Genomic DNA, 17048 nt, shown 5'->3' on the forward strand with positions numbered 1-17048 from the left:
AGGTGAAATCGTCCCTAGGTTGTATCTCGCTCGATACTCGCTCGCGGCTTCCCGGTCAAATGGTTCCTGCTGCGGTCAACAGCAGTCAGCCAAATATCGCCATGTCTTGTCATCACTCCGCCGCTGTCAGAGCCTTCGGCATCGGCGTGAGCCCGGATATCAGGCTATGCGTAATTTCTTCGGCGCGTCTGGGCAAAATCGACAGCAACGTATCGCTCAGCCCATGGGTTGCCTCGCAGTATCCCTGCAGGAAAAGGCGCGGTTGGAAACCCTCACGCGTCGGCAACTGATAGCTGCGCTCGGCCTCCTCTGCGGTCAGCCACGGCGCTAAGTCCGACAATATCGTGTCATCAAGACGACGCGTGTATCCGGTGGCCAGAATGACAAGATCGTATCGTTGCCGAGACACGTCACCGCGCTGGCTCAGCGTGAGTTCGACTCCATCGTCCACCGCCAGTGCGGAATGAACCTGCGTATTGCGCCATAGCTTATGCGGCTCGGTGCCGGTGACGTCCTGTTCATAAAACACGCCATAGATCTGGTCGATCAGATCGCCATCGACCACGGCATAATTGGTGTGGGCGTATTCCGTCAGAAAGGCCTCGCGCACGGCCTTGGGGCGGTTGTATATGTCGCTGGTAAACGCAGAGTCGAAAATCTCATTTACAAAGGGGCTGTCATCCGAAGGCTTCAGCGCCTGACCGCGGAAAATCAGGTCCACATTGGGTTGCGCAGGATCGTTGACCAAGTCCCAGAAAATCTCAGCACCACTTTGCCCGCTGCCGATCACGGCAATACGCAATGGGTGTTCTGCAGATGCCAGTTTCGGTTTGCCTTGGGTCACATAGGACGAACTGTGCAAAACCGCTGAGTTTCGCCGCAAGTGGGCAAAGACCTCTGGAATATTAGGTGCGCCACCGATGGCCAGAACCAGATCTTTGGTGCGGCGGCGGCTTTCTCTGCCGCTTGCATCCGTCGTCACGACGTCCAGCAGCTCAACGGTGCCGCTGTTTCCCTGAACAGGCGCAACTGCCTCAACGCGCTGGTCATAGGCGCAGACGTCCTGCATCTGGTCCGCCGCCCATGTGAAGTAGTCGTTGAACTCATGGCGGCTTGGAAAAAATGTCTTGCGGTTCACGAACCGCTCCATCCGGCCCTTGGCATGGAGGTAGCTGAGGAAAGAGAATGGGCTTGCCGGGTTTCGCAGTGTCACCAAGTCCTTGATGAAGGATACCTGCATGTCGGAATTATCCAACAGCATGCCCGGATGCCAAGCAAACTCAGGCTTGGCCTCAAGGAACAAGGCGTTGAGCGGTGCGGCACATTCCTGCAGTGCAATCGCAAGGGCGAGGTTCGACGGGCCAAACCCAATCCCAATCATGTCGTAGGGCGTGTGGAGATCTGTCATTTCGTATTTCCTCGGGTCAACAGGGCAGAACAGGACAGGCGTAACGGGCGACCGGGGTCTTCTGGATCCGGGCGCGCCCAAAGGCGGGATTTGAAGAAATAGTCACGTTCCAGACGCACAAGCGTCGCGCGCTTATGCGCAAAATCGAAATCTTTCACGCGGGCAAAGCCCGACCGCGTCAGGTTTCGGATTTGCTGGTGATGACTCGCTGCAGGCTCTCCGACCAGCGCCTGCGTCCGAGGCTCTGCAAGGAACATGTAGTGCATCAGGGACGGTAACCATGCGGTGATATAGTCAGCGCCACGGGCGTGCTCTTCACCGACAAGAACATGCCAACCGCGATCCCAGGCCCCGGCCTCATAATGGGCACCAATGCGATTTTCACGCGCCCAATAGAGCTCAAAGTAAAACAGCGGCACCCCGTCCAGGCACCCAAACACCGGCATCATATGCGGATCATCAGCCATACGCGCCAAGTAGCCTCGGTGTTCCGCCATCGTTCCGGCCTCGTCAAAGAAAGCGGCCACTCGGGTGTCGTTCATCCAGTGGTGACACAGTGGAAGATCCGCTTCGCGCTCCAATGCGCGCAGGCTGAACACCTGATCGAGCCAAGGGATATATCGGTGATAAAGCGTACCAATAGGCTTTGCCGGGCGCAGCGGATGCGCGCCGTGCGGACCCGGCATCATCACCTGTGGAAACACTTTATGTGGTTCGGGCAACCAGAGATCCGGCAATTGCCACAAGAGCTCAGGAAAAACACCGAGTGCATCGCTATCCAGAACCTGAGCACAGCCGGATTTCAGCAGTTGCGCCTCACGCGCGCTCCAAAGCACACGGTCCAAAACCACCAATACCTCTTCGGTGGCGTGATTGCTCAGAGCTTCACAGGCCGCAAGTGTCTCATTGTGGGTTGGCACGCCCTCTGAAGCGAGTCTCAGCGCCAGCCGTCCACCGCCCAGATGGGCAACCGGCAGGTTGATCTCTCTGCCGTTGCCACGAACCTGAACCACATCACCGTGTCGTCGGGCGCGGATCGGCATGGGCTGTGAAGTGAGTGTATCCAGTGACAAATCATCCTCCGTTCGCAATCGCCTGCTCAATCGGGCAGGCTTGCTAAAGGGACGGAGGAAGTCGGCAGAAATTCAGTCCCACCACGCAGAAAATATGAGATTTACACGCGACCTTTTGCGCAGACGTCAACTCAAGGCAAATACCCGCTGGATCGCACGGTTCACAGCCACGGGCAGCACCGACATGTGGTTTTCCCCGCCATAGGTCTCATAGTCTGTGGTAAGGCCCGGATGTTTTGACAGGGCGGCGGCCATCTCTTGTGCGGCGGCAATTGTGCGGGTCTTTGCCTTCTCTTTCAAACGCTCTGCAGCATCGGGTGCTTGGGTTTGAAAGAGGGCCAGGTGGTCGCCCTCCCATTCGCCCGCCGACAAATGCACATAGGCTTGCGCCGCACCCGCATCAAAGCGAGACAAATGATCCAGTAGGAAACTCTCCTCCCAAGTGATCGCAGGGCTGGCCGCGATCCAGTGGCTAAAGGCCTTGGGGTTCTGAAACAGCAGCCAGAGCGCAAACAGACCACCAAAGGAATGACCAAATAACCCTTGATGCTCTGGATTGACCCGGACCTTCGCGGCCACAAAAGAGCGCACATCCTCCAGCAGGAAGCGCGCCATTTCGCCGCCGCCGCCGGTGCGCACCTCCTCACCGTCCTCCCAGAAAGGCGGGTAATTTTGCCCCGGTGGCGGGCCGAGGTCCCAGCTTCGACGAAAAGGATCATAGGCGTCGTCGGTGGGATAGCCAATCGCCACCAGAACACCCCAGCCGGTGTTGGTTCCCGAAGGGTAGCAGGCCTGTGCGCGCATTGCATCGATTGCTGTCGCGATCACCGCATTGCCGTCGGTCATATAGAGAACAGGCCAGCCCTCGGTCGGTGCTTTTCCTGCGGCCTCAGGCGGCACCCAGAGGAAGACACGTCGCACCGCGCGGCTTTCGCGATCTGCAAGGTCGTACCATTTTGCCCCGGCCCATGCTTCGCCCTCGGCTAGCGGTTTGATTTCCGTCACCTGCGACCCTCCTCTATGGCGTTCAGCACGTCCTCTACCAAGGCCTCTTGGTGTTCAAGCCCTGCCGTGATGCGAACCGATCCTGCCGAAGTGCCAAACCGCTGAAACACATTGGCCGCACCAGATAGCCCCAATGCAGCCTGCGCCGGGATCACCAAACTCTCGGGCCCACCCCAGCTCACGCCGATTTTCGCCACCCGCAAGGCGTTGGTAAATCGCGCGATATCGACGCTGTCATCCAGATCAAAGGCGAAGAGCCCGCCATAGCCTGACAGGCAGGCGTTGCCGGGGTTCGCCTCAAAGGCCGGATGGCGCACATGTGTCACCGCGGGATGGGCACTCAGAGCGCGCCCCAACGCCAGACCGTTTGCACAATGGCGCGCCATTCGCAGGTGCAAGCTGCGCATACCGCGCAGCACCAACCACGCGTCAAAGGGAGACATTTTGCCACCAAGGTAGTGATAAGCCTCATGATTGATCCGGTCCATCAGGGCCTTTGGCCCTGCCACCAGCCCGGCGATGGTGTCGGAATGTCCGGCGAGATATTTGGATGCCGCGTGTATGATGAGGTCGATGCCAAACTCTGCCGGTCGCTGAAACAGCGGTGTCGCCCAGCTGTTGTCGATCACCGAGACCACCCCGAGCCTACGTGCTTCGGCCCCTATGGCGCGAAGATCCTGCGTGGTGAAACTCCATGAGGTGGGGCTTTCCAGATAAATCAGGCTGGCACCGGGCAAGGCTGCCAGAACAGCTTCTGTATCGGTGCCATCCACGTAATCTGTGGTAACACCGAATTTTTTCAGCACGCACTCAAACAGGCGGAAGGCATCAGAATAGAGATTATTGACAGCCACCACCCGGCTGCCCGCCTCTACAAACGGCAGCACCGCAGATGCAATCGCCGCCATGCCAGAGGCGAAACCACGCGCGGCCTCGACCCCTTCCATGCGGGCGATCAGTGCCTCTAGTTCTGCCACAGTGGGATTGTTGCCTCGGGTATAAATGTAGCGATCAGATTGACCTGCAAAGACTGCGGCCATGTCCTCATAGCGATCAAACAGGAAAGAGGACGTCTGGAAGATTGGCACTGAACTGGCATCATGAGGCATCGCGGCCTCAGGTCCAATCAAGGTTTCAGTCAGGCGATCCAGATCGCTCAGGTGCGGGATTTCGTGATCTTTCATGCGAGAACTCCGGAGTTTGAGGGGCGTGGCATGCGCCACAGGATCAGCGCCGCACCGACGCCGGTCAAAAGCGTGGCGGCAGCGAGGCTGAGCGCGAGAGCATCAAAGCCAAATCGCGGAACCAACCAGATGAGCAGCGGCAAAAGCAGCCAACCCAGTGGAGCCAGTGCCAATACAGCAGCGAGCCGTACTCTGAGCGTGGCCTGCAACAGCACTTGCGTGGCGTGCCGCAGGGCGACGGCAGGCAGCGACATCGACAACAGGCAGACAGCGGGCACGGCAAGTGCTATGACGGTCTCGTTGTCTGTAAAGAACTGAACGAGCGGTAGAGGTGTCAGCAGCCCTGATGCCGCCATCAGCACACCGCCAGAAACGGAGACACCCGCGATCCAGAACATCGCGCGGCTCAATCGGAGCAGATTTCCAGCCCCGGCTGCATGTGACAGCAACGGCTGCGCTCCGAGGCAAAAACCCTCAACCGGAAGGCTCGCCATCAGCCAGAGCCGCAAGGCGATCCCCATGGCCGCCTGCCCTTCTGCCCCCTCAAGCCGACCTGCCATATGGTACATCACCACAAACGCAAGGCTCGTCAGCAGGACCGACCCCGCCTCTGGCAGCCCGACACGCAGTACCGGCCAAAGCCACGCCCGCGCCGCAGGGTTGAGGCTAGGGCGCAGACGCAATGCGCCGCGCTGGCGCGCGAAATACCACACATAAAGCATCAACGTCGCAAGCTGCGCGAGCACCGTGGCAAGGGCTGCGCCCGAAACGCCAAGCCCTGCGGTAAAGATCAAAAGCGGGTCGAGCAGGATATTGAGACCAAAGCACAGACAAAGCGTCAGTAAGCTAAACCGTGCGTTCCCTTCGCCTATCGCTATGAAATCACACAGGATTTGCACCATACCCAAAGCGGCGGAAAACGCCATGATCGAAAGGTAGGCCTGCGCCGGAGCTGCGACGCCCTCTGCCGCGCCAAGCAGATCCGGCAGCACCCCACGCCCGCTCCAAAGGACACCGGCTAGGATCGTCGCAAGAAGCAGACACAGTCCCATTGCCGCAGAGGCCACCTGCCCGGCTTCGGCGCGTGTCCCCGCGCCGAGCGCGCGCGCGACATGGGTGGCACAGCCTACCCCCAACCCGACCCCAAGCGCCGCAGTCACCCCCGCAAGCGGTAATGCCAGACTGACGGCGGCCAGAGCTTCGGGCCCCAGCTGACCAACAAAATAGGCATCCACCCCTTGATGGGTCGCGTTGATCGTAAGACCTCCGACTGTTGGCAATGCAATCCGCAACAAGGTGCGCCCCAGTCGCGGGCTGCCAAGGTCAATAGGGCTCAGGTGCGGCATGGGAGCAAAATCCAAATATGGGCGTTGGGTCGCGCGGCGCGGGTTTCGTCCCAATAGGACGCAAGAGCGGCCCGAAAATTCACTCTGGCCCGAGAAAATCTCTCCCGAAGGGTGAATTTCACGCGGCTGCTGACGTCTCAGACCCGATACGTTTTTAATGGGAGAGCCCGATGACGCACCCTGACCCCGAACTCTGGATCTGCGTGAAAAACACCGAAGACCGATGGTCGATCTGGCCCGCCGCGCTACCGGTGCCTGCAGGTTGGCAGGCACAAGGCGCACCCGAATGTCACGCCGATTGCCTTGCGAGGGTGGAGCAGAACTGGCAGGATCCCCGCCCTGCTGCGCTGAAGGAGGCTATGGCATGACGACGGATACCACCCTCCCCCACACCCATGATGCGCTCTCGCACGCGGAGGCACAGATTTGCGCCCATGATCAAGTGGGGCAACTCGCACCTTTTGTGATCCAGCGCCTACGTCTCGCCATTGATCCTCGGTGGAGTGTTGTCGATATCTGCCGCGCTGCGACGGAAATGATTGCGAATAATCCGGTTTTTGCCACCCGTCTGGTCCGCCAAGCTGGGGGCACCTTTCGGCGCAAGGAGACTGCCTCTCATCAGATCGCGGTGAGCGAAGTCCCAATAGAGGAGTTTGAAACCACCCTTACGAAGGCGCGTTTCTCTCTCGACTCAGGGCCGCTGGCCGCCGTTTACGTCGGCAGTGGTGAAACAGGCAGCCTCCTCGGCGTCGCCTTTCATCCGGTTCTGGCGGATCAGGGTGTCCTTAATCAAATTGCTGCCCGTTTTGCGCAGGCCTTAACCCAAGAAAGCACGTCTTCGGAAGATCTGCCGAAGCCGATCCCCGTATCAACCGAGACAGAACGCAAGCGCCTCGAACACTGGCGTAAGCTGCTGCAAGACCCCGAAATCCTGAATGTCCGCTTGCCACAGCGTTACAACGGCAAAGAAGGCACCTTCCGCGGCCATGCAAAACTCTCAATTGACGCGGAGACCCTCTCCCCGTTTGGGATTGACGCCACCGCGGCGGAAACCGCGATAGCTACTGCGCTTGGCATTGTGCTGATGCGCTACAGCGGTCAAAGCCGCCTGCGCTTTGCGCTTGGAGAGACCCGCCTCTTCAGCCAGCGCCGCAGCGAGGATCTCCTGCCGCTTTGTCTTGCGCTAAACCCTTATGCATCATTCCCCTCAGCGCTGCGCCATACAGCCGACGCGATATCAGAGGTACGCGCGCGGCCACTTTCGTCTGCGCAACTGGTACAGGATATGTTGCGCAGGGATGGGGCAGATCGTCATATCATGGGGGCCGTCACGTTGCATGTCGTGGGTGATCAATCCCTGCCAGAGGGGCTTCGCCGCCTTGATCCCCCGCAGCCTGCCACACAGGGCGAATGTCTACTGATTGCGCAACAGCACCAAGACGGCGGTCTCACTTTACACGCCAATTACGCTCGTGACCTGTTCGAACCCGCGCTTATCGAGCGGTTGCTCACCCATCTGGCGCGGGTTTTGTGCACCGGCCTCAAAGAGCCCGAACTCCCGGTGGCGCGCATCCCACTTCTTATGGAGGATGAGCTTGACCACCTCTCTGCGCCTTATGCGGACGACGCGGAGAACGATCCCCGTCCAGTTCACGACCTGATCGCAGAGCACGCGCGCCTGACACCGGAAAAAACAGCACTGATTTCAGATGGCGAGTCCTGGAGCCACGGTCGCCTGAACCGCAGCGCCAATCAATTGGCTCACCACCTCATCGCGCGTGGTGTGCGCGCCGAAGTGCCAGTGGCGATTATGTTGGAACGCGGGATCGACGCTGTGATGGCGATCCTCGCCGCGCTGAAGGCGGGTGGGGCCTATATTCCAGTCGAACCAGACCACCCGGAGAGCCGCAATCACCATATTTTGACGGATGCGGGTGTCGCTGTTGTGGTGACCCGTCGCCGCTATCTGAGCCGCCTCCCGCAGGGGATCGCGGCACATGTCTTGTGCCTTGATGATGAACCCGGCGCGGAGCAGCCAGAACATAATCCCGAGGTCACCATCCACCGCGAACAAATCGCTTATATCATGTATACCTCCGGCTCCACCGGCAAACCCAAGGGGGTCGCGGTGGAACACGGCCCGCTGAGTGACCACCTGCAAGACACCGCTCGTGTCTACGAGATGAGCGCCGAGAGCCGAGAACTTCCCTTCTTGCCGTTTTCTTCTGACGGTGGTCACGAACGCTGGATGAACCCGCTGATGATGGGCGGTTCAGCAGTGATCCCCCATGGCCCGCTTTGGACGCCAGAGCAAACCTTGGCCGCGATGCGAACCCATGGCTGCAACAATGCCTCGATCCCGACGACATACCTACAGCAACTGGCCGAATGGGCGCGCGAAACTGGCGAAGCTCCGGAAATGCGGCTTTACTCCTTTGGCGGTGAAGGGCTCGCTCAAAGCACCTTTGATCTGCTGTCAGATGAACTGCGCGCGCCCCTTCTGATCAATGGTTACGGACCAACAGAGACGATTATGACGCCGATGGTCTGGAAGGTGCGGGCGGGCACTAAATTCGAGGGCGCATACGCCCCTCTGGGACGCGCTGTGGGGCACCGCCGCGCCTATGTGCTTGATGCAAACATGATGCCCTGCCCAATCGGTGTCGTGGGTGAGATCCATCTCGGTGGCGAAGGTGTTGCCCGCGGCTATATAAACCGCCCCGGCACCACCGCAGAGCGGTTCATTCCCGATCCATTTGCACCCGATCTGGACGGACGGGACGCTGCGCGTCTTTACAAATCCGGCGACCTTGGGCGCTGGCGTGAGGATGGCACAATCGAGTTTCTGGGCCGCGTCGACCTGCAGGTCAAACTCAACGGGTATCGCATTGAACCCGGTGAAATAGAGGCCGCATTGTTGGAACAGACAGATGTCTCTGAAGCTCTGGTGCTGTTGCGCGAAGATGACGGACACAAACGTCTGGTCGGCTATGTAGTCGCGCCGCCTCAGGTGCGGGAAGAAGATCTGATGCGGGCGCTGGAAGCGCAACTGCCTCGCCACATGCTCCCTGCAGCGATTGTGGTACTGGACCGGATGCCGACCAACCCCAATGCCAAACTTGACCGCACCGCCCTGCCCTTACCCGGAACGCGCCAGAACGCCACCAAGAATGTGGTGCCAGAAGGCGAGACCGAGACCACCATGCTCAGGATTTGGCGCACGCAGATCGGCAATTCAGCGCTTGGCGTCACCGATGACTTTTTTGCGTGTGGTGGCAAATCCCTGATTGCGCTCAAGGTGATTGCCGAAATGCGCAAGCACTGGCCGGCAACACCGTTGACCATCGCAGATCTGTTTGATGCGCCCACTGTGCGGCAACTGGCCGCGCGGATCGCAACAGGGCATTCCACAGGACGGCAGGCCATTGCACTGCGCGGCACCGGCCATCGGCCGATGCTTTATTGTTTTCCGGGGCTTTTGGTTTCCACCCGCGAATACATGCGCCTCACCGCTGCATTGGACGCGGACCAGCCTGTCACGGGTTTTCTCTGCCATTCACTCAACGAGGAAAAGCGCCTCAATGTCTCGGTGCCGGAGGTCGTTGCGGACTATGTTGATCACATTCGCCGCGAGAGCAAAGGGCGCCCTTGTGCTTTCCTTGGCTGGAGTTGGGGTGGCCTTCTTGCGTGGGAAGCGGCCCGTCAATTGCACGATGACGTCGATATTCAAATGGTAGGAATGGTGGATGTCTGCGATCTGGGTCGCGATTTTGCGCCGGGCGCAGTGCCAGAGTTCGCCCCCGGCGAACGGGAGCAACTGGAGGTGGACCTGCGGCGGTGGCTGGCTCAGACGCAGATGCGCGCGCAGTGGGATGCGCTGATCGATGTGATGGATGATCTGTGTTACGCGCAATTCCTGCGCTTTATCGGCAATGAGGCCGACCCTTTACCCATTGATGGGCCAGAGGTGTCGAGCCGAGAGCACACCTTTTGGGTGCTGATCGACAACGCATTGGTATTTCGGCGCTATCAGGTGTCGCGCTTGGATATCCCGGTGCGTTCTTACAGTGCCGGAGACAGTCTGAGCCGCGGCCTCAATCTGGTGGACTGGCGACGCTACTCCTCGCGTGCGTCAGCAGCCACGGTGGTGCCGGGAACCAACCACCTGCACATCATTGGCGATCAGATGTTCCACGCACAATTCCGAACAGATCTGAACCAAGCATTCGATTTGTGATGTCTCTAATTCAGCGGGCCTCAGTCTTTGGGCCCGCTGAATTACGATTGGCCCCAAAACGCCATCGAACATGCCAGTTCTGCCTCCAACCACGCCCGAAATACCCTTACAGCAGGGTTGCGCGCGGCATGGGGCGCGACGGCAAACCAATAGGTGGCCTTTGTGTCGGCGCGATGGGCTATAGGAGCAGAAACCTGCCCCCGCTCCAGCGCGTCGCACGCCAGAGTTTCCCATGCCATGAACACGCCCTGCCCGGTCATCGCCGCATCAAGGCAGAGCGAGGAATCCGCAAACGTCGGTCCGGCAGGGATTTCCTGCTCTGCCAGTCCAATGTGCGCAAGCCAAGGGGCCCAGCCATAGAGCCGCTCATCCTCCCGGATCACTGGAAAACGAAACAGATCTTCTGGTGCGCGGATCTGCGCTGCGATCTCAGGCGCGCAAACCGGGAACACCCGCTGCACCAACAGCGGCGTCGCCTCTGCGCCCAGAGGACCGCTTCCGCTGACTCGGATACCGATATCGACGTCAGAGGTGTTCAGATCAATCACATCCGCGGTGGGTATAACGCTGAGCCGGATGTGCGGATTGGTGTCATTGAAGCGCCGCAGCCGCCAGATCAACCATCGGCTGGCAAAGATCGGTGCCACCGTCAGCGTCAGCGCATCACCCTGCCGATTTCGCACCTCGCTCAGTACGGCAGACAGCTCTGCCATGGCGGCGGTCAGCCGGGGGGCGATCCGCGTGCAAATCTCTGTTGGGTGCAGACCCTTTGAGGTCCGGTGAAACAGCACGTGCCCCAAAATCTCTTCGGCCTTACCAAGGCGCTGGCTCAGCGCGCCGGAGGTGACGCCCAACTCCTCAGCGGCTGCGCGCAGGGTGCCATGGCGCGCGATTGCCTCGATGGTGCGTAACGCAGAGAGGGGAACGCTGTTCAAATTATGCATTTAGATAATCTAAACACTCACCTTCGCGAAGTCGATAGCCATACATGCGCTTCTGAGACAGCATAGACGCATGACACAGGTTTCTTTCTTCCGTTTTATGGTCCTCTGGTTGAGATGCAAAACGCGCATAAAAACCTGCGCGAGTAGGTCAATTTATGATCGTGACCCCCTGTCGCACCCGGACATTGCTCGGATGACCGAACGCGAAAAAGCCGACTTGCCGTTTTGCCCTGAACGTATCCTTGATAGTTAAACGCAAATAGCCCCCGGCTTTGCACCGGAGGCCTTTGTCTGAGCAGCGCTGGAATTAGAATTTGCGGCTCAGCGCTAAGGTAAGCTCACGCCCTTCGCCACTGATACAACCGTAAGAAACGGTTTCACATGTGGCCGCATAATCCTTGTCAAAGAGATTGGTCACGCCAAACGACACCCGATAATCATCCCATGCGTAGCTGACAGAAACATCCGCGAGGATGTAGTCATCGACTTTGCGGCTGTTGGCGTTGTCGCCCCAGTTCTCACCGACATAGCGCACACCACCGCCCAATTTCAGCCCCTCTAGACGCCCTGCGAAAGCGTAATCCAGCCAGAGCGACGCGAGATGTTCAGGCACTTTGGCAGCAGTATTGTCCTTGTCGCCGTTGTTGGACTCGGTGATCTTCGCATCAATGTAGGAGTAGCTGAAGATCGCCGCCAGTTGCTCAGTCAACTGACCACGCGCCTCCAGTTCCAACCCTCTGTGCCGGACCTCACCGGTTTGCACCTGAAAATTCGGATTTAAGGGATCAGCGGTCAGAACGTTGGTCTTGGTCACGTCAAACACCGCCGCCGACAGCATCAGGTTGCGACCCACCGGTTGATAACGCAGGCCAACCTCGAACTGTTCACTCTCGGTTGGTTTGAAGGCAGTCCCGTCAAAGCTGCTGCCGATATTTGTCGTGAACCCTTCGGCATAGGAGGCAAACGGCACATAGCCATTGCCGAGATCCCAAGTTGCCCCAAGTGACATGGTCAGAGCATCATCATCCTGCGAACTGGTGGTATTGGTGAGGCGATTTTCGGTCTCGGTTTCGACCCATGATTTGCGCAGACCCGCTGTCAGGGTGACGCCATTCTCAAACCGTGTGTGGTTTTGCACATAGAGGCCAGTTTGATCTTCGGTGGTCTTGCGGTCGATGTAGTTTCCCGGATCACTGACACCAAAACCATAGCTCGGGTTGGTCACATCAATCAGGTAGCCAGCGCCGAAACCTTGCGTGCCATCCACAATCTGACGGGTATAATCGAGCCCTGCGACCAGAGTGTTTTCAGCGGCACCCAAAGTCGCGCGATATTCGACCTGCGTGTCCACTGCGAAAGTCGATGCCGTTTCAAACACAGTGAAATCGTAAAACTGCATCTGAGTGGCGCTGGCCATACCGCTATAATAGAGGTGGCGGTAGGTCGTATCCTGCTCGCTGTAGCGCAGGTTCTGACGCAGGGTCAGTTGGCTGTTCACCTCATGGCGCGCCTGATAACCGATGGACCAGCCTTCGGTATCAAACTGGTTGAAGTCGTGCTGACTGTCGACAAAGCTCTGCGGCAAAGCACCAAAGCTGGCATCGTAGTCTTCGCCCGCGACAGGCAGGAACATATTTGGCGCAAGGTTATCTTCCTGATAGTGACCGAGGAACGTCACTTCGGTGCGATCAGTCGGCGCCCACGTCACACCAAAGGCACCAAGCAGCCGGTCATCCTGTGCGTCCTCCACCTCATTGCCGCCATTGCGCATAAGCCCCGTCAAGCGCCAGGCAAGGGTTCCCGCGGCATTACTATTGCCAAGATCAATCGCCGCCTGTGCGGTGTTGTGGGAGCCATATTGCAAACGCCCTTCGGCGAATTTTTCAAATCGCGGACGTTTGCTGACGATATTGACCATCCCGCCAGCCTCGCCGGGGCCATACATAACACCGGTCGGGCCACGCAGCACATCAATGCGTTCCACCATCCAAGGGTCGGTTTTAAAACCCGAAAAGTTGATGCTTTTCTGGATCAGCCCGTCGCGGTAGATACCCTTCGATCCAGTGTCAAAACCACGGATAGTGAATTGATCGTAACGGTCATCCACCCCCCAGTTGGAGGCACTGACACCCGGCGTATAGGCGAGTGCGTCCTCAATCTGCACAGGCGCACGGTCGGCGATTTCCTGTGCGGTGACCACAGAAACCGAACGCGGAACCTCTACGAGCGAGACCCCGCCCTTGAAACCTGCGGTGGTTTCTTCGGCTGTGTATCCGGTGCCACCCGACAGTGGCGAGGCCTCGTCAGCGCCCGTCACGACGATAGGCTGCAGTTCAGTTGGCGTGTCCTGCGCAAAGGCTGCGCTGCTTAGCAAAGTGGTGCCCATGAACAGCACCAGTTTGGAAACGCGCGGGCGGGCGCGGGTGATAGAATTATCTGTCATTGCGATCCAGTCTCAATCAAGCCGACTGGGTGTCTCCGCGACAAGGTCGCAAGAGTGGGAGAGTACCGGGCCAGTGGCAGTTGCATTTCAGGGCACACATGCCCTCGGGACTGCCTTGGTGGGATATCGATTCCGCGCCTCGGTTGAGCCGGTGCTATTGCACTATCCCTATGCGGTCAACGCATATCCTGCCGTCGAAGGGACTATTCTGTCGCGCCAGTGTTCGGATTGCCATCCGCCGCAGCCACCAAAGCGGGGACCAATTGATCCAGCGCCCATTCTATCGACAATGGCGACTGAAAGCTGAGTGCGCCGGTCAGCGTTTCATCTGCCCAAATGGACCGACCCTCCCGCGTGATCCTTAGTGCGTCATAACCCGGCAGGCTCTCGATCTTTGCACGCGCAGATTCATCCGTCAGCCAAAGCACAACGTCGAGATCAAAGAGATCGATCCGCTCTGGGCTGACTGTAAAATTCCCCCCCGGCCCGGCCATTTGATCAAAGGTGGCGGGGGTCTCCACTCCGAGACGGTGCAACAAACGATTGCCGCCATCCTCAGATCGATAGCCCACGATCTGCCCCCCGGCAAAATGGGCGACCGTGCCACTCAGCCCCTGCAACTGCGGATGTTGTACCGCAATTGCCGCTATACGTTGATCCAGATCGGTTATGATCTTTTCTGCGGTCGACACTTTCCCGGTCGCCGCCGCAATCAATCGCAACTCCTCCTCCCAAGGTGCCCCCCACATCGGGAAATCTGCGGGCGGCCCCACCACTGGCGCAATACGCGACAACATCGCGTAGGTGCGCTCGTCCAGTGGCGCAAATGTTGCGACAATCAAATCCGGTTGCTGCAACAACACCCACTCAAGGTCGATCTCAAATCCTCTCTGCACCTCCGGCATGGCGGCAAGTTCAGAGCGGGCAGGCTCTGCCCAAGGCCATGTCGCATAAGCGTGCCCACCAAACCACTCATGCACACCAACCGGCGCAACCCCCAGTGCATAAAGGAAATCCTGCTCATGATACCCAACCGAAACCACGCGCTGTGGCGCGGCCTGCACAACGGTCTCGCCATAGGCGTGTTCGATCCGAACCGGGAAATCTGCAGCCTGAACTGAGGCCGCAAGCGATAAAAAGAGGAAGATAAAGATCCGCATAACCGTTCCCAATGAAGAAGCATCAAGCAGACCTGGCAATGCGCAGTCTCGCGCTGGCTGGGAACGGGCAACGGCTACTTGGCGACAAAGCACGGGTCAAGCCCTGCTCTGCGGCACCTGCGCTGCCATCTTGCTTGACCGCACCACACCTTTGGTTCACTCAGGCGCGGCCAGCTTTCGCCAGCCCCTCTCAAGAATTGTCAGACAGGTTCTCTGGTATTGCGCGGCTCCATCTCTCGCTCCAAGCTTTCGATCTCTCTTCAGGGCAGCCTTTGCCTGACGGCCCTCGGGCTGGGGGTGATCGCATCCCTGAGCTTTGGTGCCAGAGATGTACCGGCCGCCGTGGTCTGGCAGGCCTTGTTTCACTTCGACGCCTCTGACCCACTACACGCGTTGGTGCGTGGGCTGCGATTACAACGTGCCCTCACTGCTACGGCCTGTGGTGCTGCTCTCGCCATTGCGGGCGTGCTGATGCAAAGCCTCACGCGCAATCCACTGGCAGATCCAGGGCTGATGGGGGTCAATGCTGGCGCTGCTCTCTCTGTGGTTGTGTTGACCTGGAGCCTTGGACCGCAACCCACAACAATCCTGACCCTCACCGCCAGCTTCGGTGCGGGGATTGCCGCGCTGACAGTATGGCTGCTGGCAGGAGGCACAAAATCGACGGTTGGTCGTGGCCTCTCCATCCGGCTCCCCCTTGCGGGTACTGCAATCAGCAGCCTGTGTCTGTCTCTGGTTGCAGCCATTGTCCTCCTGCAAACCGAAAGTCGCGAAGTTTATCGGTTTTGGATGGTAGGAGCGCTCGGGCAAACTGATTTTGAGACTCTAACCTTAGTCTTACCATTCCTTCTGTGTGGGATTGGGCTTGCGGCCCTCTGCTGCCGAGGCCTGAACGCGATGGCGCTCGGGGGGGATATTGCATCTGGTCTTGGGGTGCATCCCGCATTGGTCGCAACCCTCGCCCTTATTTCTATAACGCTTCTGTCGGGGGGCGCTGTTGCATTGGCTGGGCCTATCGGTTTTGTCGGCCTCGTCATCCCACATATCGCACGCGCAATCTCCGGAGCCAGTCTTGGCACCACCCTCGCGTTTGCCGGTCCGATGGGAGCTATACTTGTGCTGGCGTGTGACACAATTGGACGCATCGCTGCCCGCCCCTCAGAAGTCCCCATAGGGTTGGTTCTGGCCTTAATCGGCGGCCCTGCTTTTATGATCGTGCTTGCGAAAATTCTGGGGGAGCGATCGTGAAACCGGTACTTGTCATAGCCGCCCTGCTTGGCCTGCTGCTGCTCGCGCTCTCGGCTGGGCGAGTTTGGCTTTCACCCGATCAGCTTTTGATGAGCCTGCGCGCCGGGGCTGAGGAAGATGTGTTGCTGTGGCATTTGCGAATGCCGCGCGCCCTCGCAGGGCTTTTTATCGGCGCGGGCCTGGGCTTAGCGGGCGCAGTGTTTCAGTCATTGCTGCGCAATTCTCTTGCTTCGCCCGATATCATCGGCGTTTCTCAGGGTGCGGCGCTGGGTGGGGTGGCCGCCCAACTTGCCGGGATCGTCACAATGCTGGGCGCACTGAGCGGAGGTGTGTTGGCCACGGCTTTGATTTTTTCGTTGTCGCTCTCTCGTAGGGCGGGCCTCGATCCACGCCGGTTGATCCTCTACGGAATCGGAGTTGGCATCACCTGCTCCGCCGCACTTAGCATCCTGTTGATCCAGGCAGGCGACGCGGCAGCAGGACAGGCGATGGCATGGCTCGCAGGGTCCCTTAACGCTATGGGCTGGCAGGAGGTTCAAATTGCCGCGCTCGCACTTGCGGTAGGCGCGCTCATATTATTGCCCGCAGCCCACACACTTGACCGCTTGGAATTCGGTGATGACCCGGCCCGTGGGTGGGGGCTTGCAATCCACCGATTGCGGCCCCTCCTCTTATTGAGCGCGGCTCTTCTTGTCTCGGCTATGGTGGCTTTGGCAGGTACTTTTAGCTTTGTGGCATTTGTATCAGGCCCGCTTGCACGAAGGATGGGGCGGGGGCAGGTGAACTTGGTCGCAGCAGCGGCTTTCGGTGCCGGATTGGTCACGCTTGCCGACATAGCAACACGCGTACTCGCCCCATCAGCCCTCATGCCCGCCGGAATTTACACCTCTTTGATCGGTGCTCCTTTGCTGGTGTTGATCCTCCACCAAAAAGTTATTCGCGACCAGATCTGATCAGCGCGCAAGCGGCCACTATTGGCACTCTAATCCCACCGACCCTC

Annotated in this window: 12 protein-coding genes; 4 read left to right on the forward strand and 8 right to left on the reverse strand. The window is 59.0% G+C overall.

Annotated elements, in window-relative coordinates:
- Positions 1-112 precede the first annotated feature (112 nt).
- The 5 genes from K529_RS16330 to K529_RS16350 all read right to left on the reverse strand — a co-directional run bounded on the left by K529_RS16330 (position 113) and on the right by K529_RS16350 (position 6016).
- Positions 113-1408 carry a lysine N(6)-hydroxylase/L-ornithine N(5)-oxygenase family protein gene (locus tag K529_RS16330; RefSeq protein ID WP_005614105.1) on the reverse strand — a complete coding sequence of 432 codons (1296 nt, stop codon included), beginning with the start codon at positions 1406-1408 and terminating at the stop codon, positions 113-115.
- Positions 1405-2481, reverse strand: coding sequence for a GNAT family N-acetyltransferase (locus tag K529_RS16335; RefSeq protein ID WP_198528125.1), 1077 nt, complete (start codon positions 2479-2481; stop codon positions 1405-1407). The genes K529_RS16330 and K529_RS16335 overlap by 4 nt, the downstream gene beginning before the upstream one ends.
- A 126-nt stretch (positions 2482-2607) precedes the next feature.
- The gene (locus K529_RS16340) at positions 2608-3486 is read right to left on the reverse strand and encodes an alpha/beta hydrolase (RefSeq protein WP_005614109.1); all 879 of its coding nucleotides are present in this window, start codon (positions 3484-3486) and stop codon (positions 2608-2610) included.
- Positions 3483-4670 carry a PLP-dependent transferase gene (locus K529_RS16345; RefSeq protein WP_005614110.1) on the reverse strand — a complete coding sequence of 396 codons (1188 nt, stop codon included), beginning with the start codon at positions 4668-4670 and terminating at the stop codon, positions 3483-3485. Before K529_RS16345 ends, K529_RS16340 begins: the two co-directional genes overlap by 4 nt.
- On the reverse strand, positions 4667-6016 hold the full coding sequence (locus tag K529_RS16350; RefSeq protein WP_046002681.1) for an MATE family efflux transporter: 1350 nt from the start codon (positions 6014-6016) through the stop codon (positions 4667-4669). Before K529_RS16350 ends, K529_RS16345 begins: the two co-directional genes overlap by 4 nt.
- Before the next feature lie 170 nt (positions 6017-6186).
- Here K529_RS16350 and K529_RS16355 point away from each other — a divergent pair, with 170 nt between their 5' ends.
- Both K529_RS16355 and K529_RS16360 read left to right on the forward strand, forming a co-directional pair.
- Complete coding sequence (locus K529_RS16355) at positions 6187-6384, forward strand: MbtH family NRPS accessory protein (protein ID WP_005627534.1); 198 nt, start codon at positions 6187-6189, stop codon at positions 6382-6384.
- A complete protein-coding gene (locus K529_RS16360) occupies positions 6381-10253 on the forward strand; it encodes a non-ribosomal peptide synthetase (RefSeq protein ID WP_005627525.1) in 3873 nt (1290 codons plus the stop codon). Before K529_RS16355 ends, K529_RS16360 begins: the two co-directional genes overlap by 4 nt.
- A 41-nt stretch (positions 10254-10294) precedes the next feature.
- Here K529_RS16360 and K529_RS16365 read toward each other — a convergent pair whose 3' ends face one another.
- The 3 genes from K529_RS16365 to K529_RS16375 form a co-directional block, all read right to left on the reverse strand.
- Positions 10295-11197: a LysR substrate-binding domain-containing protein gene (locus tag K529_RS16365; RefSeq protein ID WP_005627520.1), complete on the reverse strand. Its 903-nt coding sequence runs from the start codon at positions 11195-11197 to the stop codon at positions 10295-10297.
- A 307-nt stretch (positions 11198-11504) separates the two neighbouring features.
- On the reverse strand, positions 11505-13640 hold the full coding sequence (locus K529_RS16370; protein ID WP_005627517.1) for a TonB-dependent siderophore receptor: 2136 nt from the start codon (positions 13638-13640) through the stop codon (positions 11505-11507).
- Positions 13641-13843: 203 nt separating this feature from the next.
- Positions 13844-14800 (reverse strand): ABC transporter substrate-binding protein, encoded by a 957-nt coding sequence (locus K529_RS16375; protein WP_005627514.1) that lies wholly within the window; start codon positions 14798-14800, stop codon positions 13844-13846.
- Between the two features lie 219 nt (positions 14801-15019).
- Between K529_RS16375 and K529_RS16380 the strand changes: the two genes are divergently transcribed.
- Positions 15020-16048: a FecCD family ABC transporter permease gene (locus tag K529_RS16380; RefSeq protein WP_005627512.1), complete on the forward strand. Its 1029-nt coding sequence runs from the start codon at positions 15020-15022 to the stop codon at positions 16046-16048.
- Positions 16045-17001: a FecCD family ABC transporter permease gene (locus tag K529_RS16385; protein ID WP_005627509.1), complete on the forward strand. Its 957-nt coding sequence runs from the start codon at positions 16045-16047 to the stop codon at positions 16999-17001. Before K529_RS16380 ends, K529_RS16385 begins: the two co-directional genes overlap by 4 nt.
- The last annotated feature ends 47 nt before the right edge of the window (positions 17002-17048 follow it).

This window comes from Tritonibacter mobilis F1926, assembly GCF_000376545.2.
In the GTDB taxonomy this organism is placed as follows: domain Bacteria; phylum Pseudomonadota; class Alphaproteobacteria; order Rhodobacterales; family Rhodobacteraceae; genus Epibacterium; species Epibacterium mobile.

Coding starts and splice junctions, on each gene's coding strand:
- K529_RS16370 (WP_005627517.1), bottom strand. CDS start 13,640: ATGACAGATAATTCTATCACCCGCGCCCGCCCGCGCGTTTCCAAACTG.
- K529_RS16355 (WP_005627534.1), top strand. CDS start 6,187: ATGACGCACCCTGACCCCGAACTCTGGATCTGCGTGAAAAACACCGAA.
- K529_RS16360 (WP_005627525.1), top strand. CDS start 6,381: ATGACGACGGATACCACCCTCCCCCACACCCATGATGCGCTCTCGCAC.
- K529_RS16330 (WP_005614105.1), bottom strand. CDS start 1,408: ATGACAGATCTCCACACGCCCTACGACATGATTGGGATTGGGTTTGGC.
- K529_RS16365 (WP_005627520.1), bottom strand. CDS start 11,197: ATGCATAATTTGAACAGCGTTCCCCTCTCTGCGTTACGCACCATCGAG.
- K529_RS16345 (WP_005614110.1), bottom strand. CDS start 4,670: ATGAAAGATCACGAAATCCCGCACCTGAGCGATCTGGATCGCCTGACT.
- K529_RS16375 (WP_005627514.1), bottom strand. CDS start 14,800: ATGCGGATCTTTATCTTCCTCTTTTTATCGCTTGCGGCCTCAGTTCAG.
- K529_RS16350 (WP_046002681.1), bottom strand. CDS start 6,016: ATGCCGCACCTGAGCCCTATTGACCTTGGCAGCCCGCGACTGGGGCGC.